This window comes from Pseudomonas sp., assembly GCF_049653025.1.
Classification (GTDB): Bacteria; Pseudomonadota; Gammaproteobacteria; order Pseudomonadales; family Pseudomonadaceae; genus Aquipseudomonas.
The window spans coordinates 128,868-154,825 of record NZ_JBASFM010000023.1; the positions used below are offsets into that span (position 1 = coordinate 128,868).

Here is a 25,958-nt window from a genome sequence, read left to right on the forward strand (position 1 = left end):
GATGAGCCCCCTAACTTTTATCCAGCGATTTTTAAGCAGCCATGGCCGATACCGCGTTTTTCTGCACCCTCAGCCACGAAGGCATCCTCGCCGTACGCGGCCCGGACGCCAACAAGTTCCTCCAGGGCCAAGTCACCTGCAACCTCAACTACCTGAGCGACAGCCACTCCAGCCTGGGCGCGCGCTGCACCCCCAAGGGCCGCATGCAGTCGAGCTTTCGCATCCTCAGCGTAAGCGACGGTTACTTGCTGGCGATGGCCAGCGAGTTGCTGGAAGCGCAACTGACTGACCTGAAGAAATACGCAGCATTCAGTAAGTCCAAGCTCAGCGATGAAAGCCAGAACTGGCTGCGTATCGGCCTGAGCGGCGGCGATGATGCCCTGCGCAGCCTTGGCCTGGAGCTCGCAGAGACCGCCGACAGCGTCGCGCGCAGCGATGAGCTGCTGGCCCTGCGCCTAAGCGATGGTCGCGCCGAACTCTGGCTGCCCGCCAGCCAGGCCGTAGCCGTACAGGCGCTATTGGCCAGCCAACTGCCTGAAGCGCCGCTCAACGACTGGCTATTGGCGCAGGTGCGCGCCGGTATCGGCCAGGTCATGGGCAGCACCCGCGAGCTGTTTATTCCGCAGATGATCAACCTGCAGGCCGTGGGCGGCGTCAGCTTCAAGAAAGGCTGCTACACCGGCCAGGAAATCGTCGCGCGCATGCAGTACCTGGGCAAACTCAAACGCCGCCTGTACCGCCTGGCTCTGCCTGGCGACCAGGTGCCAGAGCCCGCTACTGTGCTGTTTTGGCCCACGCACAGCTCCAGCGTCGGTGAAGTGGTACTGGCGGCGCGCGGCGCAACCGGCGTCGAACTGCTCGCCGTCTTGCAGGACGAAGCCGCGCTGAATGGCGTTATTCACCTGGGTTCTGCCGAAGGCAGCACGCTGAGCGTGCTCGATTTGCCGTATACACTGGACTCAGACCGCGAAATTCAGCGCTAAGCCCTACACAGCGCTTACTACACTTACTATTGCCTGACCGCCTAAAGAGAATTGCCCATGAGCAAGCTTGCCGAGAAAGTCCAAAAGGAACTGATCCAGGCCATCGACAGCGATGAGCTGGTGTTGCCGACCCTGCCAGAGGTCGCGCTGAAAGTTCGCGAGGCGGCAGAGAACCCGGATATCGGCATCCCGCAACTGAGCAAAGTGATCGGCAACGACGCCGCCCTGACCGCGCGCATCATCAAGGTGGTGAACAGCCCGCTGCTGCGCACCAACAAGGAAATCACCGACCTGCAGATGGCCGTTGGTCGCCTCGGCATCAACTACACCTGCAACCTGGCCACCGGCCTCGCAATGGAGCAGATGTTCCAGGCCACCTCGGATGTGGTTGACCGCAAAATGCGCGAAGTGTGGAACAAAAGCACGGAAATCGCCGGCATCTGCCACGTTCTGTGCAAGCACTACACCCGCCTGCTACCTGACCAGGCGACCCTCGCCGGCCTGGTGCATCAGATCGGTGTGCTGCCGATCCTCACCTACGCCGAAGAGCACAGCGAGCTGCTGGCCGACTCGATCAGCCTCAACCATGTGATCGAGCAGATCCACCCGATCATCGGCGACAAGATCCTGCGCACCTGGGAATTCCCCGAGCTGATCGCCATGGTGCCGAGCCAGTACCTGGACTTCACCCGCGACAGCGCCAAGGTCGACTATGTCGATATCGTTCAGGTCGCCACCCTGCAAAGCTACGCAGGCAGCGAACACCCCTTCACCCAGCTGGACTGGAGCCAGATCCCAGCCTTCCGCAAGCTCGGCCTGGACCCTAACCAGAACCTGAACGACGACGAAGATCTGTCGGCCGCCATGGAAGCCGCCATGAGCATGCTGCAGTAAGAACCTGCTGACGATCTGCTGCGCGTCGGCCATACGGCGTTAGAAACAGCCTCGGAATGCTCATTTACAGCCAGTAAACTGCGCTTCCTCGGCTGTTTCTGCCTTGCCTGGCTCTAGCTCGCGAGATCGTAAACAGGTTCTAACCCACCTCCCCGCGCATACTGCCGATTGCAACTAGACTGCAAACAGTCTCGCCACCGGCACCCGGCACATGCGCTCACTGCTCCTCTGCATCTTCCTCAACCTGCTCTGCCATGGCCTCGCCGTGGCGGAACCGGTGCGCCTGACCAACGGCGAATGGCCGCCCTACCTGGGCGAACACCTGCCACACAATGGCGTGGCGTCACGCATCGTCGCCGAAGCCTTTGCCCTGCAAGGCATCGAGGTCCGTTGGGAATTCCACCCCTGGGCGCGCTCGCTGCAACTGGCCGAACGCGGCCAGCGGGCTGGCAGCGCCGTGTGGCTGCGCAGCAATGAGCGCGCGGCGAAATTCTTTATTAGCGACCCGGTGGTAGAAAGCGGCTACTACCTGTTTCACCGCAAGGGTCTCAGCTTCGACTGGGCTGAGGTCGCCGACCTGCAAGGCCGGCGCATTGTCGGCACGCGCGGTTATGACTATGGCGAAGCCTTCCAGCAGGCCGAGAGCGCTGGGCAGCTGCGGGTCAACCGGGTGACCAGTGATGAAACCGCGTTTCGCCAGCTACTGGCCGGCCGGGTGGAGCTGTTTCCGATGGACAAGGTGGTCGGCTTCGACATGCTGCATCAGCATTTCAGCGCCGCCGAGCGCGCCCAGCTGAGCTTTCACCCCAAACCGCTGCGCGCCGACAGCCTGCATTTACTGCTGTCGCGGGAGGTGGCCGGCAACGCCGAACTGCTCGAACGCTTTAACCAGGGCCTGGCGCAGCTGCGCGACAGCGGCAAGGTTGCCCAGTACCTGCTGGAAGTGCAGCAGCCACTTAGCCTCGCTCCTTGACTCAGGTTTCTGCGCTGGCGAACTCGACGCGTACCAGCAAACCTTGCGGCTGGGCCTGGTGCAGGCTGATTTCGGCCTGATGGGCGCGGCAGATTTCCCCGACTATGGCCAACCCCAGGCCGGCACCGAAGCCCTTGTTACTGCGCCGGTAGAAGCGCGCAAACACCCGTTCGTGGTCGTCTGGCGGAATACCCGGGCCATCGTCTTCGACCTCCAGAACCGCCGCCGGCAGCACCCGCAGAATCACATTGCCGCCGGCCGGCGTATGCGCCAGGGCATTATCCAGGAGGTTGCACAGCAGCTCGTTGAGCAAGGTCGGCTCGCCGCTGACCCACACCGACTGCTCCGCTTCCAGAGCCAGGGCAATACCCCGTGCATGCGCCAGCGGTGCCAGCGCCATGCCCAGTTCACGGGCCAGTTGGCTTAGGTCCAGACGCTGTGCGCCGCCTTCGGCAATCGCCCGCGCGCCACTTTCGATACGCGCCAGCGAGAGCAGTTGATTAGCCAGATGAGTCAGCTTGTCGGTGTTTTGCGCCGCTTCCTCCAGGGTGCTGCGCCACACCGCCGGCTCCTGCGCGCGCAGGCCCAGTTCGACCCGCGCCTTGAGCGCCGCCAGCGGCGTGCGCAGTTCATGGGAGGCATCGGCGATAAATTGCGACTGGCGCTCGAACAGATTGCGCAGGCGCTCGTTGAACTGATTCAGCGCATCGATCAGCGGCCGTAATTCACCGGGCATCTGCGCATCCGGCAGCGGTTGCAGATCGTCGCTGGCCCGCGCTGCCACGCTGCGGCGCAAGGCTTCCAACGGGCGCAAGGCCACACTGACCGCCAGCCACACCAGCGCCAGCGCGCTCAAGGCCAGCACACCCATGCGCAGCAAGGTGCCCAGCAGCAACTCGCGGGCCATGCGTTCACGCGCGCCTTGGGTTTCCGCCACGCGAATCTCGGCCATGCCATTGAGCCCCGGCTCGCTGACCGGTTGCAGCAGGCTGACCACCCGCACGCCCTGCTGGCGGAACTCGCCATCATAGAAATGCGCCAGCGCCGGGTAATCCTCGGTGCGCCGCGTACCCGGCGGCGCAGCCGGCAAGCCTTCATAACCGGACACCAGCGCGCCGTGCAGATCGAGCACCTGGTAGTAGATACGCCCGGCGCTGTCGTAGGCGAAGGTGTCCAGGGCCACATAGGGCACATTGGCGTTGAGCTTGCCCTCAGCGCTGTAGAGGCCGTCAGCAATCGCCCGCGCCGATGCCAGCAGGGTGCGGTCATAGGCGGTGTCGGCCGCGCGACGCGCACTCCAGTAAGCACTCAGGCTGCTGACCAGCAGAATCAAACCGAGCAGCAGCGCCAGGCGGCGCAACAGCCGACCGCGCAGACTGCCAGGCTCCGCCGCTTGCGGCCGCACGCGTTCAATCACAGACGGCCTCCAGCAAATAGCCCAAGCCGCGGAAGGTGACGATTCTCACCCCGCCGCCTTCGAGCTTCTTACGCAGGCGATGCACGTAGATTTCGATGGCATCGCTGCTGGCCTCCTCGTCCAGGCCAAACACCTGGGCGGCCAGCTGTTCCTTGCTCATCACCCGCCCCGGTCGGGCGATCATCGCCTCCAGCACCGCCTGCTCACGCGAGGTCAGGGCCAACACGCCATCGCCCAGGCTGAAGCGCCGGGTGTCCAGGTCATACAGCAGGTTGCCGCAACGCTGCTGGCGTTCACCGCCCAACACCGTGCGGCGCAACAGCGCCTTGACCCGCGCCTCCAGCTCGGAAAGCTCGAAGGGTTTGGCCAGGTAATCGTCGGCACCCAGGTTAAGCCCGTGCACCCGGTCCTTGACCTCGCTGCGCGCGGTTAGCATCAGCACCGGCAGGGTGTTGCCGCGTTCGCGCAGGCGCGCCAGCACCTGAAAACCGTCCAGCCGCGGCAGGCCGATATCGAGAATCGCCAGGGCATAGTCCTCGCTGCTCAAAGCCAGATCGGCGGCCACGCCGTCATGCAGCATGTCCACGGTCAATCCGTTGCCACGTAGGGCCTGGGCCACGCTTTCAGCCAGGGGCAGATGGTCCTCGACCAGCAGGATTCGCACGGTAACAGCACTCCACAACATTGTTCTTGTACGCCCAGTGTAACGGCGCAAAGACCGCTGCGAACGCCCCTGCAACTTTCTTTCAAGCTGAAAGCCTGGTGAAAGCTTGACCTCATAGCATCGGTTCCAGGTGGCTCGATCCACCGATCTGAACGACTGACGCAGTGGTGCGCAGGCGTGACAAAAATAACAATGGAGACCACAGGATGCCGACTGCATCAAATCGGGCACTTTCGCCTGTACACCTGCTTAGCCTGGCCATCAGCACGGCCCTGCTCGCCCCCGCGGCCCACGCCGACTTTGTTGCCGACAGCAAGGCCAGCCTGACCACCACCAACATCTACCTCAACCGTGATTTCCGCGAAGGCGACGGCCAGAACAAGCGTGAAGAATGGGGCCAAGGCTTCTGGCTCGACGTCCAGTCCGGCTACACCGACGGCACTGTCGGTTTCGGCCTTGATGCCCTAGGCCTGGTTGGGGTCAAACTGGATTCCGGCGGCGGCCGTACCGGCACCGACCTGCTACCGGTGCAGGACGATGGCGGCACCCCGGATCAGTTCGGTCGCCTGGGCCTGACCGCCAAGGTCAAGGTCTCCAACACCGAGCTGCGCTATGGCTCGCATGTCCCTGAACTGCCAGTGGTCAAGGCCAGCGACAGCCGCCTGCTGCCGCAGGTGTTCGAAGGCGGCCTGCTGACCTCCAGCGAATTCGACGGCCTGAGCTTTACCGGCGGCCGCCTGGACAAAGTGATCGACCGCGCCTCGACCAACTCCGAGGACATGGTCCTCAACAGCAAGAACAAGCGTTTCAGCAGCGGCGTCACGGCCGAGCACATGGACCTGGCCGGCTTCGACTACCAGTTCGCCAAGGGCCTGACCGGCCGCTACTACTACGCCGACCTGCAGGACATCTACCGCCAGCACTTCTTCGGCCTGCTCGCCAGCCAGCCGCTAGGCGACGGCACCTTGAGCGCCGATCTGCGCCTTTCCGTCAGCACAGACAGTGGCGCAGCGAATGCCGGCAAGGTCGACAACCGCGCACTCAACGGCATGCTCAGCTACGCCATCAGCGGCCACAAGGTCGGCCTGGCCTACCAGGACATGAGCGGCGACACCGGCTTCGCCTATGTCGATGGCAGCGACCCGTTCCTGCTCAACTTCGTACAGATCAACGACTTCGCCAACGCTGACGAACGCTCCTGGCAGGCCCGCTACGACTACGACTTCGGCAAGCTCGGGGTGCCCGGCCTGAGCTTTATGACCCGCTATATCAAAGGCAGCGACGCGCAAATTGCCGGCTCGGACGACACCGGCGGCGAGTGGGAGCGCGACATCGAACTCAAGTACGTGGTGCAGAGCGGTGCGCTGAAAGATGTCTACGTGCGCCTGCGCAACGCCAGCTTCAAATCCGACTTCGCCCGCGATGCGGACGAGAACCGCGTCATCGTCGGCTACACGCTGCCGATCTGGTAAACAACAATAAGAGCTCAGAGGAATACGCCATGAAAACTGCCTTTACCCGCATCGCCCTGGCCAGCGCCTGCCTGGCCTTCGCCGGCCAGTTGCTGGCCGCCGAACCCAAGCGCCCGGAATGCATCGCTCCAGCCAAGCCCGGCGGCGGCTTCGACCTGACCTGCAAACTGGCGCAGAGCGGCCTGAAAGACCACGGCCTGCTGAAAGCGCCGATGCGCGTCACCTATATGCCCGGCGGCGTCGGCGCGGTGGCCTACAACGCGGTGATTGCCCAGCGCGCCGATGACGCAGGCACCATCACCGCATTCTCCAGCGGTTCCCTGCTCAACCTGGCGCAAGGCAAGTTCGGCCGTTACGACGAAACCGGTGTGCGCTGGCTGGCGGCGGTGGGCACCGACTACGGCGCAATCACCGTGCGCGCCGATTCGCCTTACCAGAACCTCGACCAGCTGGTGCAGGCGCTGAAAAAAGACCCTACCAGCATCGTCTTCGGTGCCGGCGCGACCATCGGCGGCCAGGACTGGATGCAGACCGCGCTGATTGCCCGCCTGGCCGGGATCGACCCGAAAAACCTGCGTTACGTGGCCTTCGAAGGCGGCGGCGAAACCCTCACCGCCATGCTCGGCGGCCATGTGCAGGTGACCAGCAGCGGCCTGGGCGAAGTCACCCCGCAACTGGCGGCGAAGAAGGTGCGCATCCTCGCCGTGCTCTCCGAAGAGCGCCTGCCGGGCAAACTGGCCGACCTGCCGACCGCTCGCGAGCAGGGTTATGACATCGTCTGGCCGGTGATCCGCGGTTTCTATATGGGCCCGGAAGTCAGCGACGAGCAGTTCAACTGGTGGAAGCAGCAGTTCGACACCCTGCTCGCCAGCGATGACTTCGCCAAGCTGCGTGAGCAACGCGACCTGCTGCCCCTGGCGGTCACCGGTGACGCGCTGCAAGCCTTGGTCTTCAAGCAAGTTGAAGAGTACAAGGCGCTGGCTGGCGAGTTCGGCCTGGTGCAGTAAGCGGCCACGCCGCAATTCGTAGGATGGGTTGAGCGCAGCGATACCCATCAATTGGGGCTGCGCGATGGGTATCGCGATGCTCAACCCATCCTACGGCTCCACGGTCTTTCCCTGACCCTCGACTAGGTAATCCGCCATGTACGTTCGCCTGTTCGCCGCGAGCTGGCTGCTGTTTTGCGCCGTTCTCGCCGTCATCGCCTGGGGCTTCCAGGCACCCTTCGCCTATGACCCGGTCGGGCCACGCGCCTATCCGCTGTTGCTGCTTAGCCTGATGGCCGCTGGCAGCCTGTGGCTGGTGTTCAAGCCCGGCCTGCTGGAGCAGACGCTGAATACCCGAGCAGCCGTGCGCGCTGTGCTGTGTGTACTGGCGCTGCTGGCCTATGCGTTGTTGTTTGAAGCGCTCGGCTTCGTCATCAGCACCGCGCTGGCCACCTTTGCCCTTGGCCTGTTGTTTACCGGTCGCCCGCTGCCCTGCGCCATCAGCGCCGTGCTGATGGGGGTGCTGCTGTACGGCCTGTTTGATTACCTGTTGGATGTGCCGCTGCCCCTCGGCCTGTTCGAAGCCTTCGTGGAGAGCTGAAAATGGAAACCCTGAATTTCTTGATGCAAGGCTTCGAAGTCGCCACGCGACCGGAAAACCTACTGGTAGCCTTGTTCGGTGCCTTTGTCGGCACCATCGTCGGCCTGTTGCCGGGCCTGGGTCCAATCAATGGCGTAGCCCTGCTGCTGCCGCTGGCCTTCGCCCTCGGCCTGTCGCCCGAAACCGCACTGATCCTGCTCGCCGCCGTGTACCTGGGCTGTGAATACGGCGGCCGTATCTCGGCGATTCTGCTCAACGTACCGGGTGACGCGGCGGCGGTGATGACCACCCTCGACGGTTACCCACTCGCCCGCCAGGGCAAGGCCGGGATCGCCCTGTCGCTGTCGGCCGTCAGCTCGTTTATCGGCAGCATGATCGCCACCTGCGGCGTGGTGCTGTTCGCGCCAATCCTGGCCAACTGGGCGGTGGCCTTTGGCCCGGCCGAGTACTTTGCGCTGATGATTTTCGCCATCGCCTGCCTCGGCGGCATGGTCGGCGACAAACCAGTTAAAACCCTGATGGCCGCCTTGATCGGCCTGGCCCTGGCCACCGTTGGCGTGGACTCGACCACCGGCGTGTATCGCTTCACCTTCGGCAGCGTCAGCCTGTCGGACGGTATCCAGTTCGTCATCGTGGTGATCGGCTTCTTCAGCGTCAGTGAAGTGCTGCTGATGCTGGAAAAAACCCACAACGGCCAGAAAGCGGTGAAGGCCAGCGGCCGTCTGCTGTTCAACTTCAAAGAGTTCTGCTTCACGTTCTGGACCATGGTGCGCAGCTCCCTGGCCGGCTTCGTCATCGGCGTGCTGCCAGGTGCCGGCGCGACCATCGCCAGCGCCATGACCTATATGACTGAAAAGCGCATGGCCGGTGCCAATGGCACGTTTGGCGACGGCGACCTGCGCGGCCTGGCGGCACCGGAAGCGGCCAACAACGCCTCGGCCTGCGGCTCGCTAATCCCCATGCTGACCCTCGGCGTACCGGGTTCTGGCACTACCGCAGTGATGATCGGCGCGCTGACGCTGTACAACATCACCCCTGGCCCACTGTTGTTTGAACAGCAACCAGACGTGGTCTGGGGGCTGATCGCCTCGCTGTTCATCGGCAACCTGATCCTGCTGGTGATGAACATTCCCCTGGTCGGCCTGTTCGCCCGCATGCTCAGCGTACCCAACTGGGTGCTGGTGCCGGCGATCACCGTGATCAGCATGGTCGGCGTCTACGCGGTGCACAGCACCACCTTCGACCTGGTGCTGATGATCGGCCTCGGCGTATTCGGCTATATCCTGCGCAAACTGGACTTCCCACTGTCGGCGCTGATCCTTGGCTTCGTTCTCGGCGAACTGATGGAAGACAACCTGCGCCGTGCCCTGTCGATCTCTGCTGGCGACCTGAGCATCCTCTGGAACAGCCCGATCAGCCTGTGCCTGTGGGCACTCACCGCGCTGATGCTGGCCATGCCAGGTCTGCGCTGGTGGCGCTCGCGGCGTGCGGCGCAACTGGCCAATGCCTAAGTTGTCTGCGCTCACCGGCTGGCAAAGCTGGTGGGCTACCCCCCTGGTCGGCTTGTTAGGCGGCTATCTGGCCAGCCTGATCGGCTGGCCGTTGCCGTGGATCATCGGCTCACTGCTGGCGGTTATCGCCGCCCGCTGCAGCGGCTGGCTGATCACGGAAATGCCAGGCGGGCGCAAGACCGGTCAATGGTTGGTGGCCAGCGCCATCGGCCTGCACTTCACCCAGGCCGTATTCGCCGAGTTGCTGGGCCACTTTACGGTGATTCTGCTGGGTGCCCTGCTCACCCTGCTGCTCAGCCTGATCGGCATTTTCGTCTTGCGCCGCGCTGGTCTCGATCGTGCCACCGCATTCTTCGCCAGCATGCCGGGCGGTGCCAGCGAGATGGTCAACCTCGCCCAGCGGCACAACGCCGAAACTGCCAAGGTGGCCGCCGCCCATAGCCTGCGCCTGCTGCTGGTGGTACTGCTGATTCCGGCGATCTTCACCTGGAGCCTACCGCCGATAGCCCCGCCGGTGCCGGCACCGGTCAGTTGGCCGTGGCTGGCGGTGCTGCTACCGGCTGGCGCGCTGCTGGCCTGGCTGTGGGGACGCTTGGGTCAACCCAACCCCTGGATGCTCGGTCCACTGACGGCCTGCGCGCTGGCCAGTGTCAGCTTCGATCTGCACCTGGGCCTGCCCGATGGCCTGGGCCAGGTCGGCCAGTGGCTGATCGGCTGCGCCCTGGGCTGTCATTTCGATCGCAGCTTCTTTCGCAGCGCGCCGGGCTTTCTCGCCCGCATCCTGCTGTTCACCCTGCTCGCCATGCTGGCTGCTGCCGGACTAGGCCAAGGCCTGGGCTGGCTGAGCGGGGAAAGCCAGAACGCGTTGATGCTCGGCATGATGCCCGGCGGCATCACCGAACTGTGCCTGACCGCCGAAGCCCTGCAGCTGTCGGTGGCGCTGGTCACCGCGTTGCAGGTGCTGCGCCTGTTTCTGGTGATGTTTCTCGCCGAGCCCTTGTTCAGGCTCTGGCAACGCAGCTGATGCCATTGCAACGACCACGTTTAGCCCGCCTTGTGCGGGCTCTTTTTTGCGCGCTGGCGCAGCCGCTAGACCACTGGCAAGCGCCAGTCGATCTGCGCCAGGCCCTGCTGCGCGAGAAACTTGTTGGTGCGGCCGAAATGGCCATTGCCGATAAAGCCGCGATGCGCCGACAACGGCGAAGGATGCACCGACTTGAGTACCAGGTGCTTGCTGGTATCGATCAGTTTTTCCTTGCTCTGCGCATGCGCGCCCCAGAGCAGAAACACCAGGTGCGCCTGCTGCTGGCTGACCACCTCGATCACCCTGTCGGTAAAGGTCTGCCAGCCGATCTTTGCATGAGAGCCGGCAATACCGTGCTCCACAGTCAACGAGGTGTTGAGCAGCAACACCCCCTGCTCCGCCCAATGCTGCAGGTTGCCGTGGCTGGGGATGTCGATATTCAGGTCGCGCTTGAGCTCTTTATAGATATTGACCAGCGACGGCGGCGTCTTCACCCCAGGCTGCACGGAGAAACACAGGCCGTGGGCCTGACCCGGACCGTGATAAGGGTCTTGGCCAATCACCACCACCTTGGTCTGCGCCAACGGCGTGGAATTGAGCGCATTGAAGATCAGCGAACCGGGCGGATAGATTTCTTTCCCCGCCGCCTTCTCGCTGCGCAGAAAATCCCCCAGCTCGCGCATATAGGGCTTATCGAACTCATCCTGCAGAGCGGCCTTCCAGCCGGCTTCGAGTTTGACGTTATCGGCGGCGCTCATGCCCAAATCCTGCTCGTATCAACGGAGACGGCACGCTAAGGAAGGCACCCGAGCAAGTCAAGGCTGGCGGCACGTGCCCGCGTAGGTTGTGGTTGAGCGCAGCGAAGCCCAACAATGGGGTTGCCCGGACTTGTGAAGAAAACAGGGGACAGACCACGATTAATGCTCCTGAAAATTGTGATCTGTCGCCTCTTGTTTCCTCTTCACAAAATTCATGCAGTTCGTGCCAGGAGACGATGGGTATAGATGCCGTCACTTCTGCTTGCGATGCCATAACCAGCGTTTCTTAGCCACCCCACTAAAATCCTCTTCCCACCCCCTCATCCATCCTTCATAAGCACTGTCGGGAGGGATCAAAACTGCATTCTCCTCAAGTGGATCTATGCGCCGAATTAGTCGCTTCTCTCCAGACAATTCCTTATACCGGTCACGGACTTTAACCCCTTGTGACGTGACACAGTCGGCGAGCTTACAAGCGAAGAAGATAACATCGTCGGTATAGGTTGCTATTCCCCGCACAGCAGAGCCGTATTCATTGTTGGTAACACCTCCAACTGGCTGTGCGAGGTAGCAGTGTTCTGGTGTAAAACCTGCCGGCAAGCCACCGTTTCTAAACATCCCTAAGAGCGCGTTATACGTGTCAAGCATGCCGTTAAGATTTCCGACGGCGTCCGCCAGGGCTATCATTGACTTCACCCCATTAGGCGACACGCTCATATCCTTAAGAACGAGGCCCTGTAGCTCAACAATTGGCGGTGCTATGGCTTGGAACCTCAAGTTGTCGATGATCAAATGGAAAGGACCCGCTCGCTTTTCGGCTGTTTTGTAAAGAGCGAACCTTGCTAAATCTGATTCGTACTTGCTCAGAAGTCCCAATACGTGCTGCTTTTTGAGAGCCCCAGCCACATCTATTACCGATGCGCACAGCGTTATTGCGACGTCGATACTGCGAAGCTCAGCCAATAGCTCATCCCTTAGCTTTGTGCGCCTGGCGATGCGAGCGGCCATCCATGCACCAATGCCAGCGCCGAACCCGGCACTAATCAGAGCGCTGCCCCATTGAACAGTGTCAACACTGGGGAGGCTGGCAACCCAGGGGATCAGCGATACCGTAGCGGTATAAACGCCATTAACCGGCTCCCACAAATCAGCCATTGCAATCCCTCACAGTCGGAGCCTCGACCATTCGAGGCAAATTAATCGGCATTTTAATGGGGTCACTGCCGGTCTGTCCCTGTGGTGGTGGGCAGGTAGTTAAAAGGAAGAGTTCTTCAGATTTACAGCTCGGCTCGTGAGGCGGAATCGCAGAATCAGCCAGCAGCTGCCTTGGGCCGAAAGCAGCCGCCTGCCCCTGCAAACTTCCGTCTCACCCCTGATGCAGCGCCCGGTAATGACTCGGCGCCATGCCGACCACTTTGCGAAACAGCCGCGAGAAGTAATACACATCGTCATAACCCAACTGCTCGGCCACCTGGCGGATGCCCTGCTCGCCCTCATCCAGCAGGCGGCAGGCGTGGGCCATTTTCAGTTGGATAAAGTCCTGAATCGGCGCATGCCCGGTCAGGGCGCGGTAGGTTTTGGCGAAGTGAAAGCGCGACAGCTTGAACTGCGCTGCCAGCTCGTCGAGGTTCAGCGCATCGTGCAGATGGGCGCGCATCACCGCCTGCACCGCATCCACATCCAGCACCCGCCCGGATTTCAGGGTGGTGCGCGCCGGCAGCACGGCTAGTGAGGTGAGCAGCACCTGCAACTGATGCGCGGCATGGACGAAGTGCGCCAGGTTGAGCCCCTGCTTGCGCAGGTTGAGCAGCCCGTCGAACTCGGCCAGCAGCCGTGGCTGCACGCCGATGCGCCACAGCGGCCCCTTGCCCAATGGACGGAGAAACTCGGTCACCAGCTCGCCGTCGAAATGCACCCAGTACAGCGTCCAGGGCTTGTGCGCGTCCGCGCCATAGGTGTGGGCGACGCCTTTTGGCAGCACTAACAGATCACCACCACTGACAGCTAATCGTCCATCCCCGCTCTCCAGCCAGCCCTGCCCCGCGCGGCAGTAGATCAGCAGGTGATCCTCCGGCTGCGGGCGGTGCATGCGGTGCCCCTGCGCCTCCGGGTAAAAACCCAGCGCCAGTGGATAGCAGCCCTGCCCTAGCGGGCTCTTGGCCAGCAGGCGGCGCAGCCGGGGCGGCGTGATAAAGCGCACGCCATTGGCCGGCAAGGGCCAGTTGGAGGTATCGACATAAGCACGCATCGGGGTATTCCGCTCACAGACCGAATCCCAAGATAGTCCATCTCAAGACCAAGATCGTCAATCCACAAAGCCGGCATGGGCGGCTATAACACTGACAAAACAACAATCGGACCGTGGAGAACACAATGGCCAAGGCAATCCCGCAGTTGATCGACGGTGAATGGCGCGAAAGCCGCACCCGCGAATTTATCGAAGTCACCGACCCGGCGACCCAGGAAGTTCTGGCCCTCGCGCCCAAGGCCACCGCCGAGGAAATCGAGGCGGCGATCGCCAGCGCCAAGGCAGCCTTCCTCACCTGGCGCGAAGTGCCGGTATCCGAGCGCGCGCGGGTGATGCTGCGTTATCAGCATCTGCTCAAGGAACACCACGACGAGCTGGCCGAGATACTCGCCGGCGAAACCGGCAAGACCCTGGCCGATGCCAAGGGTGATGTCTGGCGCGGCATCGAGGTGGTCGAGCAGGCCTGCAATATCGCCAGCCTGATGATGGGCGAAACCATGGAGAACGTCGCCCGCGACATCGACACCGCCAGCTGGATTCAGCCGCTGGGGGTGTGCGTGGGCGTCACCCCGTTCAACTTCCCGGCGATGATTCCGCTGTGGATGTTTCCCCTGGCCATCGCCGCTGGCAACACCTTTATTCTCAAGCCGTCCGAACAGGACCCACTGACGCCTAACCGCCTGGCCGAGCTGTTTATCGAAGCCGGCGCGCCCAAGGGCGTGTTGCAGGTGCTGCACGGTGCACGTGAAGTGGTCGACAGCCTGCTGACCCATCCGGATATCCGCGCCATCTCCTTCGTCGGCTCGGTGCCGGTTGGCCAGCACATCTACCGCACCGGCACCGCGCACCTCAAGCGCGTACAGGCCTTCGCCGGGGCGAAGAACCATATGGTGATCATGCCCGACGCGCACAAGGGCCAGGTGCTCAGTAACCTGGTCGGGGCCAGTTGCGGCGCAGCCGGGCAGCGCTGCATGGCGATCAGCGTGGCGGTATTTGTCGGCGAATCGAAGCAGTGGATCGACGAGCTGCAAGCGCAGATGGCCGACCTGCAACCCGGCTACTGGACCGATGGCCACGCCGCCTTCGGCCCACTGATCAGCCAGCAGGCCAAGCAGCGCGTGCTACGGCTGATCGCCGAGGGCAAAGCCGAAGGTGCCGAATGCCTGCTGGACGGCTCGCACTGCGCGGTCGAGGGCTACCCGAATGGCAACTGGCTGGGCGCGACCCTGTTCCGCGGCGTTACCGCCAAGATGAGCCTGTACCGCGAAGAGATCTTCGGCCCGGTGCTGGTGTGCATGGAGGTCGACACCCTGGAAGAAGCCATTGAACTGGTCAACGCCAGCCCCTACGGCAACGGCACCTCGATCTTCACCCGCTCCGGCGGCGCGGCGCGGCATTATCAGCACGCGGTGGAAGTCGGTCAGGTCGGCATCAACGTACCGGTGCCGGTGCCGCTGCCGTTCTTCTCCTTTACCGGCTGGAAGGGTTCGTTCTACGGTGACCTGCACGCCTACGGCAAACAGGGCGTGCGCTTCTTTACCGAAACCAAGACGGTCACCAGCCGCTGGTTCGATGACGCCGCCGTGGCCGGGCCGAACATGACCATCCAACTTAAATAACTGTATGTCAGGCTGATCACGAGTCGGCCTGGCCTTAACTGCTGGGGATTACCCATCCCGCTAAGGATCACCCATGGATTTTGAACTCAGCGAAGAACAACGCCTGCTGGTCGACAGCGCCCGCGCCTTTTCCGCCAAGGAGCTCGCGCCGCATGCCGCCGACTGGGACCGCGACCACCACTTCCCGGTGGACGTGATCAAGCGCGCCGCCGAGCAGGGCTACCTAGCGCTGTATATAAAGGAAGAAGACGGCGGCCTCGGCCTGTCACGACTGTCCGCCTCGTTGATCTTCGAACAACTGTCGGCCGGCTGCATCGCCACCACGGCGTTTCTCACCATCCACAATATGGCCAGCTGGATGCTTGCCTCCTTCGCCGATCAGGCGCTGAAGGATGCCTGGCTGCCGCGCCTGGTCAGCGGTGAACTGCTGGCCTCCTACTGCCTGACCGAACCGGATGCCGGCTCCGACGCCGCGCACCTGCGCACCCGCGCCAAGCGCGATGGCGACGACTACGTGCTGGACGGCAGCAAGTGCTTTATCTCCGGCGCGGGCAGCACCGATGTGCTGATCGTAATGGCGCGCACCGGCGAGGACAGTGGGGCCAAGGGCATTTCCTGCTTCCTGGTGCCGGCCGACGCTCCTGGCGTGCAGTACGGCCGCAATGAATTGAAGATGGGCTGGCGCGCCCAGCCGACCCGCTCCATCAGCTTCGAAGGCGTGCGTATCCCCGCCGGCAACCGCATCGGCCCGGAGGGCCAGGGTTTCGTCTACGCGATGAAGGGCCTGGACGGCGGGCGCATCAATATCGCCAGCTGCTCGCTGGGCGCGGCGCAGGCGGCGCTGGAGCAATCGCTGCGCTACGTCGAGGAGCGCAAGCAGTTCGGCAAGCCGTTGAGCGACTTCCAGTCCCTGCAATTCAAGCTCGCCGATATGCTCACCGATCTGACCGCCAGCCGGCAGATGGTGCGCCTGGCCGCGCACAAGCTGGACCACGGCCACAGCGAGGCCAGCCTGTATTGCGCCATGGCCAAGCGGTTTGCCACCGATCACTGCTTCACCCTGTGCAACGAGGCGCTGCAACTGCACGGCGGTTACGGCTATCTGAACGACTACCCGCTGGAGCGCTGGGTGCGCGACAGCCGCGTGCATCAGATTCTCGAAGGCACCAACGAGATCATGCGGGTGATCATCGCCCGCCGCCTGCTCGATCAAGGCGGCATGCTCGATCGCCTGCTGTAATCCTTTGCCCAGGGCGGGTGCAATCCGCCCTGTATGACCAAGATGAGGACGCTTATGAGCAACGCCATCGAACCCTACAACCCCGGCGTGTTTGACCTGACCCACAAGCTCACCGTGGAAAAGCACGGGCATACCGCGCTGATCACCATCAACCAGCCGCCGGCCAATACCTGGGACCGCGACTCGCTGATCGGCCTCAAGCAGCTGATCGAGCACCTCAACCACGACGATGACATCTACGCCCTGGTGATCACCGGCCAGGGTGGCAAGTTCTTCAGCGCCGGTGCCGACCTCAAGCTGTTTGCCGATGGTGACAAGGCCCGCGCCCGCGAAATGGCGCGACGCTTCGGCGAGGCCTTCGAGGCACTGCGCGATTTCCGCGGCGTATCGATTGCCGCGATCAACGGCTACGCCATGGGCGGCGGCCTGGAATGTGCGCTGGCCTGCGATATCCGCATCGCCGAGCGCCAGGCGCAACTGGCCCTGCCAGAAGCCACGGTGGGCCTGCTGCCCTGCGCCGGCGGCACGCAGAACCTGGCCTGGCTGGTCGGTGAAGGCTGGGCCAAGCGGATGATTCTGTGCGGCGAGCGCATCGATGCGGACACCGCGTTGCGCATCGGCCTGGTCGAGCAGGTGGTCGACAGCGGCGAAGCCCGCGGCCATGCCCTGCTACTGGCGGCCAAAGTCGCGCGGCAGAGCCCGGTGGCTGTGCGCACCATCAAACCGCTGATCCAGGGTGCGCGCGAACGCAGCCCGAACACCTGGCTGCCGGAGGAACGCGAGCGCTTTGTCGACCTGTTCGACGCCGACGACACCCGCGAAGGGGTGAATGCCTTCCTGGAAAAACGCGACCCGCAGTGGCGCAATAAATAATTCGTAGGGTGGATGACGCCTTGTACATCCACCAAGCATGCACACGACGACGGACAACCTAATGAACGTGCAATTCGAAGAACGCCCAGCCCAACACGGCATGCGCATCGGCATCGCCAGCCTGGATGCCGAGAAGAGCCTGAACGCCCTGTCGCTGCCGATGATCGAAGCGCTGGATGCCAAGCTCAAGGCCTGGGCGGACGACCCGAGCATCGCCTGCGTGATGCTGCGCGGCAACGGCCCCAAGGCGTTCTGCGCCGGCGGCGACGTGGTGCAGCTGGTGCATCAGTGCCGCGAGCACCCGGGCGAAATCCCGCCCCTGGCGCGACGCTTCTTTGCTGACGAATACCGCCTCGACCACCGCATCCACACCTACCCGAAACCCTTTATCTGCTGGGCCCACGGCCATGTGCTGGGCGGCGGCATGGGCCTGATGCAGGGCGCAGGTATTCGCATCGTCACCCCAGGCAGCCGCCTGGGCATGCCGGAAGTGAATATCGGTCTGTACCCGGATGTCGGCGGCAGCTGGTTCCTCGCCCGCCTGCCGGGCAAGCTCGGCCTGTTCCTCGGCCTGACCGCCAGCAGCATCAACGCCCGCGACGCGCTGGATCTGGACCTGGCCGACCGCGTGCTGCTCGACAGCCAGCAGGACGACCTGCTCAATGGCCTGGCCCAGCTCAATTGGCAAGACCAGAGCCCGCAGCAACTGCACAGCCTGCTCAAAGCCCTGGAAAACCAGGCCCTCGGCGAACTACCGGAAGCCCAGTGGCTGCCGCGCCGTGCGCGTATCGACGAACTGCTCGACAGCGCCGACCTGCCCCACGCCTGGCGTGCCATCAGCGCCCTGCAAGGCGACAGCGACCTGCTGCTGGCCCGCGCCGCCAAGACCCTGGCCGGCGGCTGCCCGCTGACCGGGCACCTGGTGTGGGAGCAGATCAAACGCGCCAAGCAGCTGTCGCTGGCCGAGGTATTCCGCATGGAATACGCCATCAGCCTGAACTGCTGCCGCCATCCGGAATTCCCCGAAGGCGTGCGCTCGCGGCTGATCGACAAGGACCACGTGCCACGCTGGCATTGGCCGGATGTGGCGAGCATCCCGGATGAGGTGATCGCCGCGCACTTCGCCCCGGCCTGGGACGGCGCTCATCCGTTGGCGGACTTGTAAGGCACATCGGTGTAGGCACCGCGCACAGGCACAATCAACTCAGGCAAGGAGAACAACAATGAACCAGATTGCCTTTATCGGCCTCGGCCACATGGGCCTGCCCATGGCGCGCAACCTGCTCAAGGCCGGTTTCAGCCTGCGGGTCTTCGACCTGCTGCAAGCGGCCGTCGAGGACCTGGCCAAGGACGGCGCGCATGCGGCCAGCAGCGCGCTGGATGCAGTGCAAGATGCCGACGTGGTCATCAGCATGCTGCCCGCCAGCCGCCATGTCGAAGGCCTGTACCTGGGTGATAGCGGCCTGCTGGCCGCGCTCAAGCCCGGCTGCCTGGTGCTGGAATGCTCGACCATCGCCCCGGAATCCGCGCGCAAGGTGCATCAAGCCGCTCGCGAGCGCGGCATCGAACTGCTCGACGCCCCGGTGTCCGGCGGCACTGCGGGCGCGGCAGCGGGCACCCTGACCTTTATGATCGGCGGCGCGGCCAGCACCCTGGAAAAAGCCCGCGCGATCTTCGCCGCCATGGGCAAGAACATCTTCCACGCCGGCCCCGACGGTGCCGGCCAGGTGGCCAAGGTGTGCAACAACCAGGTGCTGGCGGTGCAGATGATCGCCACCGCCGAGGCCATGGCCATGGGCGTGGCCAACGGCCTGGAGCCAGCGGTACTCGCTGAAATCATGCGGCAGAGTTCGGGCGGCAACTGGACCCTGGAGAAGTACAACCCCTGGCCCGGCGTCATGGAAAACGCCCCGGCGTCCAAAGGCTACAGCGGCGGTTTTATGGCCGAGCTGATGGCCAAGGACCTCGGCCTGGCCCAGGAAGCCGCCCAGGCCAGCGGCAGCAGCACACCGATGGGCGCGCTGGCGTTGCAGCTGTATCGCCTGCTGCTCAAACAGGGCAAGGGCAAACAGGACTTCTCGGTGGTGCAGCAATTGTTTGTCGAGTAATCCCGCAGACAGCAAAAAGCCGCAGCTCGCTGCGGCTTTTTTGTGGGCAACACCCGCGATCTAGCGCTCGCGCAGCGCCTCGGAACGAGCGCGGATAATCGGCTTGAGCAAGTAGCTGAGGATGCTCTTCTTGCCGGTGATGATATCCACCGAAGCGACCATGCCGGGGATGATCAGCAGCGGATTCTCCGCGGTGCCGAGGTGGCTCTTGTTGGTGCGCAGTTTGATCACGTAGAAGCTGTTGCCCTCATCATCGGTGACGGTATCCGCGCCGATCTGCTCCAGCTCGGCCTTGAGCCCACCATAGATGGTGTAGTCATAGGCGGTGAACTTGACCATGGCCTCCTGCCCCGGATGGAGGAAGGCAATGTCCTGCGGACGGATGCGCGCCTCGACCAGTAGGTTCTCGCCCAGCGGCACGATCTCCACCAGATCGCTGCCCGGCTGAATCACCCCGCCGATGGTAGTGACCAGCAGCTGCTTGACGATGCCGCGCACTGGCGAGGTAACCAGGGTGCGGTTGACCCGGTCTTCCAGCGCCTTGCCGGTCGACTGGATCTTGCTCAATTCGGTGCGTGCCTCGTTGAGCTCGGTCAACGCCTCGCTGCGAAAGCGCCCACGGGTTTCATCGATCTTGCGTTCGACTTCCTTGATCGCCGACTCGGCGCGCGGTATCGCCAGAGTAGTGGCCTCCAGCTGGCCACGGGCTTCCACTTCAGCGCGCTTGAGGCGCAGCACTTCCACCTGGGAAATCGCGCCCTCGGCCACCAGCGGCTCGGACATCTGGATTTCCTGGCGCAGCAGGCTGAGGCTGTTGCGGAACTGGCCCTGCTTGGAGGCAAACTCGCGCAGCTCCTGCTGACGCTGGATCAACTGCTCCTCCAGGCCCGCCACTTCATCGAGCAACTGCTGCTTGCGGCTGTTGAACAGCTGAATCTCGTTATCCGCCTGACCCGGTGCTTTCTCGCGCACCTCATCGGTCACCACCAGCTCACGGGCCTGCACCTCGGCGCTGAGGCGCTCCACGCGCAGCAGCAAGGCCAGGCGATCGGCTTCGGTTTCGCCGACGTTGGAGGCGAAGCGGGTGTCGTCCAGGCGCAACAAGGGGTCGCCTACCTCGACGATCTGCCCCTCACGCACGAACAGCTCGGCGACGATGCCACCTTCCAGGTTCTGGATTTTCTGCAACCGCGAAGACGGAATCGCCTTGCCATCGCCACGAGTGACTTCGTCGACCACGGCGAAGTTGGCCCACAGCAGGCAGAACAGCACAAAGGCGATCAGCCCCCAGATGGTCAGGCGCACCACTCGCGGCGCATCCTCGATCAGCGCCTTGCTGACTTCGGGCAGCGGTTCATCACCCATGCCATCCTGACTGCCAAAATAGGCGGCCATGGCCTGACGCAGGCTCTTCTTCTCAGGCGCTTTAGCTGACACTGATCTGCCCCTTCTTCAGCGCTTCCATCACGCTACCTTTTGGCCCGTCGGCGATGATCTGCCCGCGGTCGACGATGATCAGCCGGTCCACCAGGCTGAGCATCGAGGCGCGGTGCGTCACCAGCAGCAGGGTCTTGGTGCCGATCACCGCCGACAAGCGCTGCTTGAGGCGCTCTTCACCGGTGTTATCCATGGCGCTGGTCGGTTCATCCAGCAGCAGGATCGGCGGATCGAGCAGCAGCGCACGGGCCAGGGCGACGTTCTGCCGCTGGCCGCCGGAGAGGTTCTGCCCGCGCTCACCAACCTGCAGTTCATAGCCTTTCGGATGCAGGCGAACGAACTCGTGCACGCCGGCCAGTTCGGCAGCCTGCAACACCAGCTCGTCCTCGACATAACGCGCGCCGGACACCAGGTTGTCGCGCAGGGTGCCGCTGAACAGCTGAATGTCCTGCGGCACATAGCCGATGTTATGGCGCAGATCGCTGACATCCAGCTGACGCACATCGATGCCATCGACCAGCAGGCTGCCGGCGTCGGGCTGATACAGGCCGACGATCAGCTTGGCCAGCGAGCTCTTGCCGGAGCCACTGCGGCCGATGATGCCGATTTTCTCACCGGGCCTGACCACCAGGCTGACGCCCTGCAAGGCCGCCTGCTGCTGATCCGGGTAGTGGAAATCCAGCTGGCGGAATTCGATCGCGCCCTGCAGCGACTGACGCTTGAGCGGACGCTCATCGGCATGCCGCTCCTGCGGCAGTTCCATCATCTGGTTGACCGAATCGAGGGTCACCCGCGCCTGCTGGTAACGGGTCAACAGGCCGGATATCTGGGTCAGCGGCCCCAGCGCGCGGCTGCTGAGCATATAGCAGGCAATCAGCCCGCCCATGCTCAGGTTGCCATCGATGATCTGGTACACGCCGAGCACGATCACCACCACGCCCGCCAATTGCTGCAACAGCATGGTCGCGTTCATCGCCAGGCTGGAGAGCATGCGCGCGCGCAGTTCCAGGCGGCTGAGGGTGCCGATGGTCTGTTCCCACAGGTACTGGCGCTCGCTCTCGGCGTTGTTGACCTTGACCGCATCCAGCCCGGCCAGGCTCTCGATCAGGCTCGACTGGCGCTCGCCGGCCAGGGCCATGGTGCGCTGCATGGTCTCGGCCAGCGGGCGCTGCAAGGCCCAGCCGATCAAGGCCACCAGCGGAAAAGCGAGAATCGGGATCCACACCAGGTGCCCGCCGATCATCGCGATCACCGCCAGAATCAGCACGGTGAACGGCAGGTCGATCACGCTGGCCAAGGTCAGCGAGGCGAGGAAATCACGCAGGTTCTGAAACTCGTGAATGTTCTGCGCGAAGCTGCCGACCCGCGCCGGGCGGAACTTCATGGCCATGCCGGCGATGCGTTCGAACAGCGTGGCGGAGATGATCAGGTCAGTCTTCTTGCCGGCCAGATCCAGGCACAGGCCACGCAGGGTCTTCAACAGCAGGTCGAAGAAAAACACCCCGGTGATGCCAATCGCCATCACCCACAGGGTGGCTTCGGCCTGGTTCGGCACCACGCGGTCGTAGACGTTCATCACGAACAGCGGCGTGCCCAGGCCGATCAGGTTGATCAGGAAACTCGCCGCGATGGCATCGATATACAGCCAGCGCGAACGCTTGAGGGTGTCGCGAAACCAGGAGGTGGCGCGCGGAATCAGCTCGCCACGGTTGAAATCGAATTTGTGCAACGGCTGGGCGAAGAACACCTGACCGCTGTAATCCTCAGCCAATACCTCGACGCTGACCCGCATCTCCCCGCCTTCGCTTTCGCTCGGCATGATGCGCGCGTAACCGCGATCGTCCCAGCCCAGCAGCAAGGCGCTGCGGCCGTCATGCAACAGCAGCAGAGCCGGCATTGCCAGCGCTGGGATTTTCTCCAGGCTGCGGCGCAACCAGCGCCCTTGCAAACCGGCACGCGCCGCCGCACGCGGCAGCAAGTCGGCACTCAGGCGCTGCTCGGGCAGTGGCAGCCCCGCCGTCAACATGGCACGACTGACCGACTTCTGGTGCAGGCCGCACAACGCCAACAGGCTATCGAGCAGAGGGTCGTCGTAGCGATCACGCGGATCGCTACGGCTTTCTAACGGGCTGGGGTCTACTGCCACTGGGTTTTACTCATCAACGACGGGGCTCAGTGCTCAATTCAGGCCGGGCAAGTTTACCTGGGCCTTCACTTCATCCAACGGCGCAGCGGCCATCGGCGCAACCACACCCTGGCTCTTGAGCAGGGAGCCCATGGTGGCCTTGATCCGGTATTGAGTAAACACCTCGGTGAAACGCACTTCTTCAAGGCGACGCGAGGCGGTGAACAGTTCGTTTTCACTGTCGAGCAAATCCAGCAGAGTACGGTCGCCCAGGCTGAACTGCTTCTGGTAGGACTCACGCACGCGGCTGCTGTAGTCGACGTATTGCTGGGCAATCGGCAATTGCTGGCGGGCGTTCTGCAAGGCATTCCAGGCCAGGCCGAGGTCTTCATTCAAGACACGCAGAGCGTTGTTGCGAACATCCATGGCCTGGTTGATCTGGTGCGACTTGGACTGCAAATCAGCCTTGTTGCTGCCACCGGCGAACAGGTTGTAGCGCATGCGCAGCATGGCCTGCCACTCATTGCTGTGACCGCTGACGCCATCCACGTTGTTATCCATGCCACGCGACAGCTCGGCATCGAGGCGCGGGTAGAACGACGACTTGGCGGCTTCGTACTGCTGCTCGCTGGCCTGCACATCGGACTCGGCCGAGCTCAGGAACGGGTTGTTGGCAAGCATTTCCTGGCGCGCCGCCGGCAGGCTTTCCGGCAGTTGAGCAGCCAGACTGGACGGCTGAGTCAGCTCGCTGGGATCCGTGCCGACCACGCTGTAATAGTTGACTTGGGCATCGGCCAGGTTGGTTTGCTCGGTGATCAGATTGTTGCGGGCCTGGGCCAGGCGCGCTTCGGCCTGATCGAGGTCAGCCGAGCGGCCAACGCCACTCTGGCTGCGCAGGCTGATCTGGTCGTAGATCCGCTCGTGGCTGGCCAGGTTTTCCTCGGCCAGACGCACCAGTTCGCGGCGCGACAGCACATCCAGGTAAACCTGCGCCACGTTCAGGCCGGTACGCTCCGAGGTGCCCAGCAATTCATAGGCACGGGCATTGACCGTGGCGCGCTGACGACCCACTTCACTGCTGGTGGCAAAACCGTCGAAGACCATCTGCTGCACGCGCAGGCTCGACTCGCCGCGGGTCAGGGTTTCGGTGTTATGGCTGGTGCCGCGCGTGCCCGGGCTGTCAGTGCCTTCACGACCATAGCCGGCCAGCACATCAACCTGCGGCAAGTAGCCACCCTTGGCTGCTTTCATCTGTTCTTCAACAGACAAGCGCGCATTGATCCCCGCCTGGACTTCCGGATGTACCTCTAGGGCACTTTGCATGGCTTCATTGAGCGTCTGACCATGAGCGGCCAGAGATACCGCCAAAGCAAGGGGGACGAGTGCAAGAAAACGCATTAAATGAAATTCCTTATCAGGCAGGGCGAGCGACTTGAACCGCGAAGCGTCACGCGTTTGACGCAACGGCCGGCAGGATACATAAACAGCCCGCGGAGCGTGACGCGCATCACAGAATTTTTAACCAATATCAAAGTGACATCAGGCGCGGCATTGTTTAATATCGCGAGCAGTCGGTCAATAGTTTGGCATATAGCTAATTCCATAAAGTAATAAGCCAAAAACATGACGCACGAATAAGTCAAAACATTGTCACCACCTAGTTAGCTGTTCACCGAATTTCACCGCACGCCCACCCATGGAGCTTCATCTATGAGCAATATCATCGCCACCGTCAAAAGCCTTGTAGGACAAGTGTTTGCCGTTTCTCTCGACGGCCTCAAGCGGCAGATATTTGAAGGCGAGCGGTTGCTGATGGGTGAGCAGGTCTTGACCGGTCTGGGCGGTGAAGTGACCTTGCAACTGGCCAGCGGTGAACTGGTCAATGTCGCGCAAAGCAGCAACTGGCAAGCCCCTGCTGGCCGAGAGCAAGCCGAAGAAAGCGCAGCAGCGCCGGATGCCAATCTGGAACAAGCCCTGGCCGCCGGCTTCGACCCCACCACCGACCTCGAAGCCACCGCAGCCGGCGCTGGCGGCGGCAGTGGCGGCGGCGCAGGTGGCGGCCACAGCTTCGTGATGCTCGGCGAAACCGGCCAACAGCTTGAAGCCACAGTGGGCTTCGAAACTCAGGTGTTGGGCCAGGGTGGTGCAGGGCAGAATGAGTTGTTCGGTACGAGTGAACAAACAGACCAAACAACTGCCGCAAACGCCAACCTGGATACAACCGTACCTACCGCACCCAGCGTAAACCTGACTAACGACAGCGGTACCAGTGCCAATGACCTCATCAGCAATGACGGCACGCTGATAATTGGTGGAGTCGAGCCTGGTGCAGTGGTTGAATTCAGCACCGATGGCGGAGCGACGTGGAGCAATACATTCACACCAAACGAAGGCAACAACACCGTCTCGGTTCGCCAAACAGATACTGCTGGCAACACATCACCCTCAACATCGCTGACCTTTACCCTTGACACCCAGGTCGCAGCGCCGACCCTCACCCTCACCACCGACAGCGGTGTGGTCGGTGATCTGATCAGCAACGATGGTACCTACAGCGTCAGTGGCACTGAGCCGGGTGCCACTGTCGAATACAGCACCGACGGCACCACCTGGAGCACTACTGCACCGGTTGCAGTGGAAGGCAGCAACACCATTCAAGTACGTCAGACCGACGTCGCCGGCAACACCTCGGCACCGTCCAGCCTGACCTTTACCCTCGACACCCAGGCCGCTGCTCCGACCGTGACCATCAGCACCGATGCCAACGATGACGGCACCCTCAGCAACGCTGAACTGGGTGCGGCCACCACCGTCACCGTCAGCGTCGCGCTGCCCGCCGGGGCTGCCGTCGGCGACACCCTGAACGTCAGCCTTAACGGCGTGGCCCAGGCTCCGATCATCCTGACCCAGACGCAGATCACCAATGGCGTGACCTTTACTGTCGCCCGTCCGGCCGATGGCCAGACCGTCAGCGCCACCGCCACCGTCACCGACCAGGCCAACAACACCTCGGCGGCCGGCAGCG

Annotated in this window: 22 protein-coding genes; 14 read left to right on the forward strand and 8 right to left on the reverse strand. The window is 63.0% G+C overall.

All coding sequences use genetic code 11. The features are described from left to right. Positions 1-41: 41 nt before the first annotated feature. The 3 genes from WBK23_RS18835 (at position 42) to WBK23_RS18845 (ending at position 2,850) form a co-directional block, all read left to right on the forward strand. Positions 42-983: a YgfZ/GcvT domain-containing protein gene (locus WBK23_RS18835; RefSeq protein WP_424485452.1), complete on the forward strand. Its 942-nt coding sequence runs from the start codon at positions 42-44 to the stop codon at positions 981-983. A 57-nt stretch (positions 984-1,040) separates the two neighbouring features. Beyond that, the gene (locus tag WBK23_RS18840) at positions 1,041-1,877 is read left to right on the forward strand and encodes an HDOD domain-containing protein (protein WP_424485453.1); all 837 of its coding nucleotides are present in this window, start codon (positions 1,041-1,043) and stop codon (positions 1,875-1,877) included. A 211-nt stretch (positions 1,878-2,088) separates the two neighbouring features. Then, entirely contained in the window at positions 2,089-2,850 is a 762-nt protein-coding gene (locus WBK23_RS18845) for a substrate-binding periplasmic protein (protein ID WP_424485454.1), read from the forward strand. Position 2,851: 1 nt separating this feature from the next. Here the strand turns inward: WBK23_RS18845 and WBK23_RS18850 are convergent, their stop codons facing one another. Together WBK23_RS18850 and WBK23_RS18855 are read right to left on the reverse strand one after the other, a co-directional pair. Continuing rightward, positions 2,852-4,264 carry a sensor histidine kinase gene (locus tag WBK23_RS18850; protein WP_424485479.1) on the reverse strand — a complete coding sequence of 471 codons (1,413 nt, stop codon included), beginning with the start codon at positions 4,262-4,264 and terminating at the stop codon, positions 2,852-2,854. Further along, positions 4,260-4,931 (reverse strand): response regulator, encoded by a 672-nt coding sequence (locus WBK23_RS18855; RefSeq protein ID WP_424485455.1) that lies wholly within the window; start codon positions 4,929-4,931, stop codon positions 4,260-4,262. The genes WBK23_RS18850 and WBK23_RS18855 overlap by 5 nt, the downstream gene beginning before the upstream one ends. Before the next feature lie 206 nt (positions 4,932-5,137). Between WBK23_RS18855 and WBK23_RS18860 the strand changes: the two genes are divergently transcribed. From WBK23_RS18860 to WBK23_RS18880, 5 genes are all read left to right on the forward strand, one after another. Next, positions 5,138-6,403: an OprD family porin gene (locus WBK23_RS18860; RefSeq protein WP_424485456.1), complete on the forward strand. Its 1,266-nt coding sequence runs from the start codon at positions 5,138-5,140 to the stop codon at positions 6,401-6,403. Between the two features lie 29 nt (positions 6,404-6,432). Continuing rightward, a complete protein-coding gene (locus tag WBK23_RS18865; RefSeq protein ID WP_424485457.1) occupies positions 6,433-7,410 on the forward strand; it encodes a Bug family tripartite tricarboxylate transporter substrate binding protein in 978 nt (325 codons plus the stop codon). Positions 7,411-7,546: 136 nt separating this feature from the next. After that, positions 7,547-7,990, forward strand: a complete 444-nt coding sequence (locus WBK23_RS18870; protein ID WP_424485458.1) for a tripartite tricarboxylate transporter TctB family protein — start codon at positions 7,547-7,549, stop codon at positions 7,988-7,990. 2 nt (positions 7,991-7,992) lie between these two features. Further along, positions 7,993-9,501 carry a tripartite tricarboxylate transporter permease gene (locus WBK23_RS18875; protein ID WP_424485459.1) on the forward strand — a complete coding sequence of 503 codons (1,509 nt, stop codon included), beginning with the start codon at positions 7,993-7,995 and terminating at the stop codon, positions 9,499-9,501. Further along, a complete protein-coding gene (locus WBK23_RS18880; RefSeq protein ID WP_424485460.1) occupies positions 9,494-10,525 on the forward strand; it encodes an AbrB family transcriptional regulator in 1,032 nt (343 codons plus the stop codon). The genes WBK23_RS18875 and WBK23_RS18880 overlap by 8 nt, the downstream gene beginning before the upstream one ends. A gap of 65 nt (positions 10,526-10,590) precedes the next feature. On the opposite strand, the gene ung is transcribed toward WBK23_RS18880, so the two are convergent. From ung to WBK23_RS18895, 3 genes are all read right to left on the reverse strand, one after another. Next, on the reverse strand, positions 10,591-11,283 hold the full coding sequence (gene ung, locus WBK23_RS18885; protein ID WP_424485461.1) for a uracil-DNA glycosylase: 693 nt from the start codon (positions 11,281-11,283) through the stop codon (positions 10,591-10,593). A gap of 252 nt (positions 11,284-11,535) precedes the next feature. Next, complete coding sequence (locus WBK23_RS18890; protein ID WP_424485462.1) at positions 11,536-12,438, reverse strand: hypothetical protein; 903 nt, start codon at positions 12,436-12,438, stop codon at positions 11,536-11,538. 211 nt (positions 12,439-12,649) lie between these two features. Further along, complete coding sequence (locus tag WBK23_RS18895; RefSeq protein ID WP_424485463.1) at positions 12,650-13,531, reverse strand: AraC family ligand binding domain-containing protein; 882 nt, start codon at positions 13,529-13,531, stop codon at positions 12,650-12,652. A 125-nt stretch (positions 13,532-13,656) separates the two neighbouring features. Here WBK23_RS18895 and WBK23_RS18900 point away from each other — a divergent pair, with 125 nt between their 5' ends. The 5 genes from WBK23_RS18900 to mmsB all read left to right on the forward strand — a co-directional run bounded on the left by WBK23_RS18900 (position 13,657) and on the right by mmsB (position 19,371). Next, positions 13,657-15,150: a CoA-acylating methylmalonate-semialdehyde dehydrogenase gene (locus WBK23_RS18900; protein ID WP_424485464.1), complete on the forward strand. Its 1,494-nt coding sequence runs from the start codon at positions 13,657-13,659 to the stop codon at positions 15,148-15,150. Between the two features lie 73 nt (positions 15,151-15,223). Continuing rightward, the gene (locus tag WBK23_RS18905) at positions 15,224-16,390 is read left to right on the forward strand and encodes an isobutyryl-CoA dehydrogenase (RefSeq protein ID WP_424485465.1); all 1,167 of its coding nucleotides are present in this window, start codon (positions 15,224-15,226) and stop codon (positions 16,388-16,390) included. A gap of 54 nt (positions 16,391-16,444) precedes the next feature. Next, the gene (locus tag WBK23_RS18910) at positions 16,445-17,263 is read left to right on the forward strand and encodes an enoyl-CoA hydratase (RefSeq protein ID WP_424485466.1); all 819 of its coding nucleotides are present in this window, start codon (positions 16,445-16,447) and stop codon (positions 17,261-17,263) included. Between the two features lie 61 nt (positions 17,264-17,324). After that, positions 17,325-18,428, forward strand: a complete 1,104-nt coding sequence (locus tag WBK23_RS18915; RefSeq protein WP_424485467.1) for an enoyl-CoA hydratase/isomerase family protein — start codon at positions 17,325-17,327, stop codon at positions 18,426-18,428. Then, on the forward strand, positions 18,409-19,371 hold the full coding sequence (gene mmsB / locus WBK23_RS18920) for a 3-hydroxyisobutyrate dehydrogenase (RefSeq protein ID WP_424485480.1): 963 nt from the start codon (positions 18,409-18,411) through the stop codon (positions 19,369-19,371). The genes WBK23_RS18915 and mmsB overlap by 20 nt, the downstream gene beginning before the upstream one ends. A gap of 60 nt (positions 19,372-19,431) precedes the next feature. Here mmsB and WBK23_RS18925 read toward each other — a convergent pair whose 3' ends face one another. Genes WBK23_RS18925 through WBK23_RS18935 form a run of 3 tightly spaced genes read right to left on the reverse strand, consistent with a single transcriptional unit; the run spans position 19,432 to position 24,331 of the window. Then, a complete protein-coding gene (locus WBK23_RS18925; protein WP_424485481.1) occupies positions 19,432-20,766 on the reverse strand; it encodes an HlyD family type I secretion periplasmic adaptor subunit in 1,335 nt (444 codons plus the stop codon). 31 nt (positions 20,767-20,797) lie between these two features. After that, a complete protein-coding gene (locus WBK23_RS18930; RefSeq protein WP_424485468.1) occupies positions 20,798-22,954 on the reverse strand; it encodes a type I secretion system permease/ATPase in 2,157 nt (718 codons plus the stop codon). A 33-nt stretch (positions 22,955-22,987) separates the two neighbouring features. Next, entirely contained in the window at positions 22,988-24,331 is a 1,344-nt protein-coding gene (locus WBK23_RS18935; protein ID WP_424485469.1) for a TolC family outer membrane protein, read from the reverse strand. 312 nt (positions 24,332-24,643) lie between these two features. Here WBK23_RS18935 and WBK23_RS18940 point away from each other — a divergent pair. Then, the coding region (locus WBK23_RS18940; RefSeq protein ID WP_424485470.1) for a retention module-containing protein at positions 24,644-25,958 on the forward strand (1,315 nt) is incomplete at its 3' end.

Bases quoted from the DNA above. Each gene is read 5' to 3' on its own strand.
- WBK23_RS18870 (WP_424485458.1), top strand. From the start codon at position 7,547: ATGTACGTTCGCCTGTTCGCCGCGAGCTGGCTGCTGTTTTGCGCCGTT.
- WBK23_RS18915 (WP_424485467.1), top strand. From the start codon at position 17,325: ATGAACGTGCAATTCGAAGAACGCCCAGCCCAACACGGCATGCGCATC.
- WBK23_RS18895 (WP_424485463.1), bottom strand. From the start codon at position 13,531: ATGCGTGCTTATGTCGATACCTCCAACTGGCCCTTGCCGGCCAATGGC.
- WBK23_RS18935 (WP_424485469.1), bottom strand. From the start codon at position 24,331: ATGCGTTTTCTTGCACTCGTCCCCCTTGCTTTGGCGGTATCTCTGGCC.
- WBK23_RS18860 (WP_424485456.1), top strand. From the start codon at position 5,138: ATGCCGACTGCATCAAATCGGGCACTTTCGCCTGTACACCTGCTTAGC.
- WBK23_RS18910 (WP_424485466.1), top strand. From the start codon at position 16,445: ATGAGCAACGCCATCGAACCCTACAACCCCGGCGTGTTTGACCTGACC.
- ung (WP_424485461.1), bottom strand. From the start codon at position 11,283: ATGAGCGCCGCCGATAACGTCAAACTCGAAGCCGGCTGGAAGGCCGCT.
- WBK23_RS18890 (WP_424485462.1), bottom strand. From the start codon at position 12,438: ATGGCTGATTTGTGGGAGCCGGTTAATGGCGTTTATACCGCTACGGTA.
- WBK23_RS18905 (WP_424485465.1), top strand. From the start codon at position 15,224: ATGGATTTTGAACTCAGCGAAGAACAACGCCTGCTGGTCGACAGCGCC.
- WBK23_RS18840 (WP_424485453.1), top strand. From the start codon at position 1,041: ATGAGCAAGCTTGCCGAGAAAGTCCAAAAGGAACTGATCCAGGCCATC.
- WBK23_RS18865 (WP_424485457.1), top strand. From the start codon at position 6,433: ATGAAAACTGCCTTTACCCGCATCGCCCTGGCCAGCGCCTGCCTGGCC.
- WBK23_RS18900 (WP_424485464.1), top strand. From the start codon at position 13,657: ATGGCCAAGGCAATCCCGCAGTTGATCGACGGTGAATGGCGCGAAAGC.
- WBK23_RS18880 (WP_424485460.1), top strand. From the start codon at position 9,494: ATGCCTAAGTTGTCTGCGCTCACCGGCTGGCAAAGCTGGTGGGCTACC.
- WBK23_RS18835 (WP_424485452.1), top strand. From the start codon at position 42: ATGGCCGATACCGCGTTTTTCTGCACCCTCAGCCACGAAGGCATCCTC.
- WBK23_RS18925 (WP_424485481.1), bottom strand. From the start codon at position 20,766: ATGGCCGCCTATTTTGGCAGTCAGGATGGCATGGGTGATGAACCGCTG.
- WBK23_RS18875 (WP_424485459.1), top strand. From the start codon at position 7,993: ATGGAAACCCTGAATTTCTTGATGCAAGGCTTCGAAGTCGCCACGCGA.
- WBK23_RS18845 (WP_424485454.1), top strand. From the start codon at position 2,089: ATGCGCTCACTGCTCCTCTGCATCTTCCTCAACCTGCTCTGCCATGGC.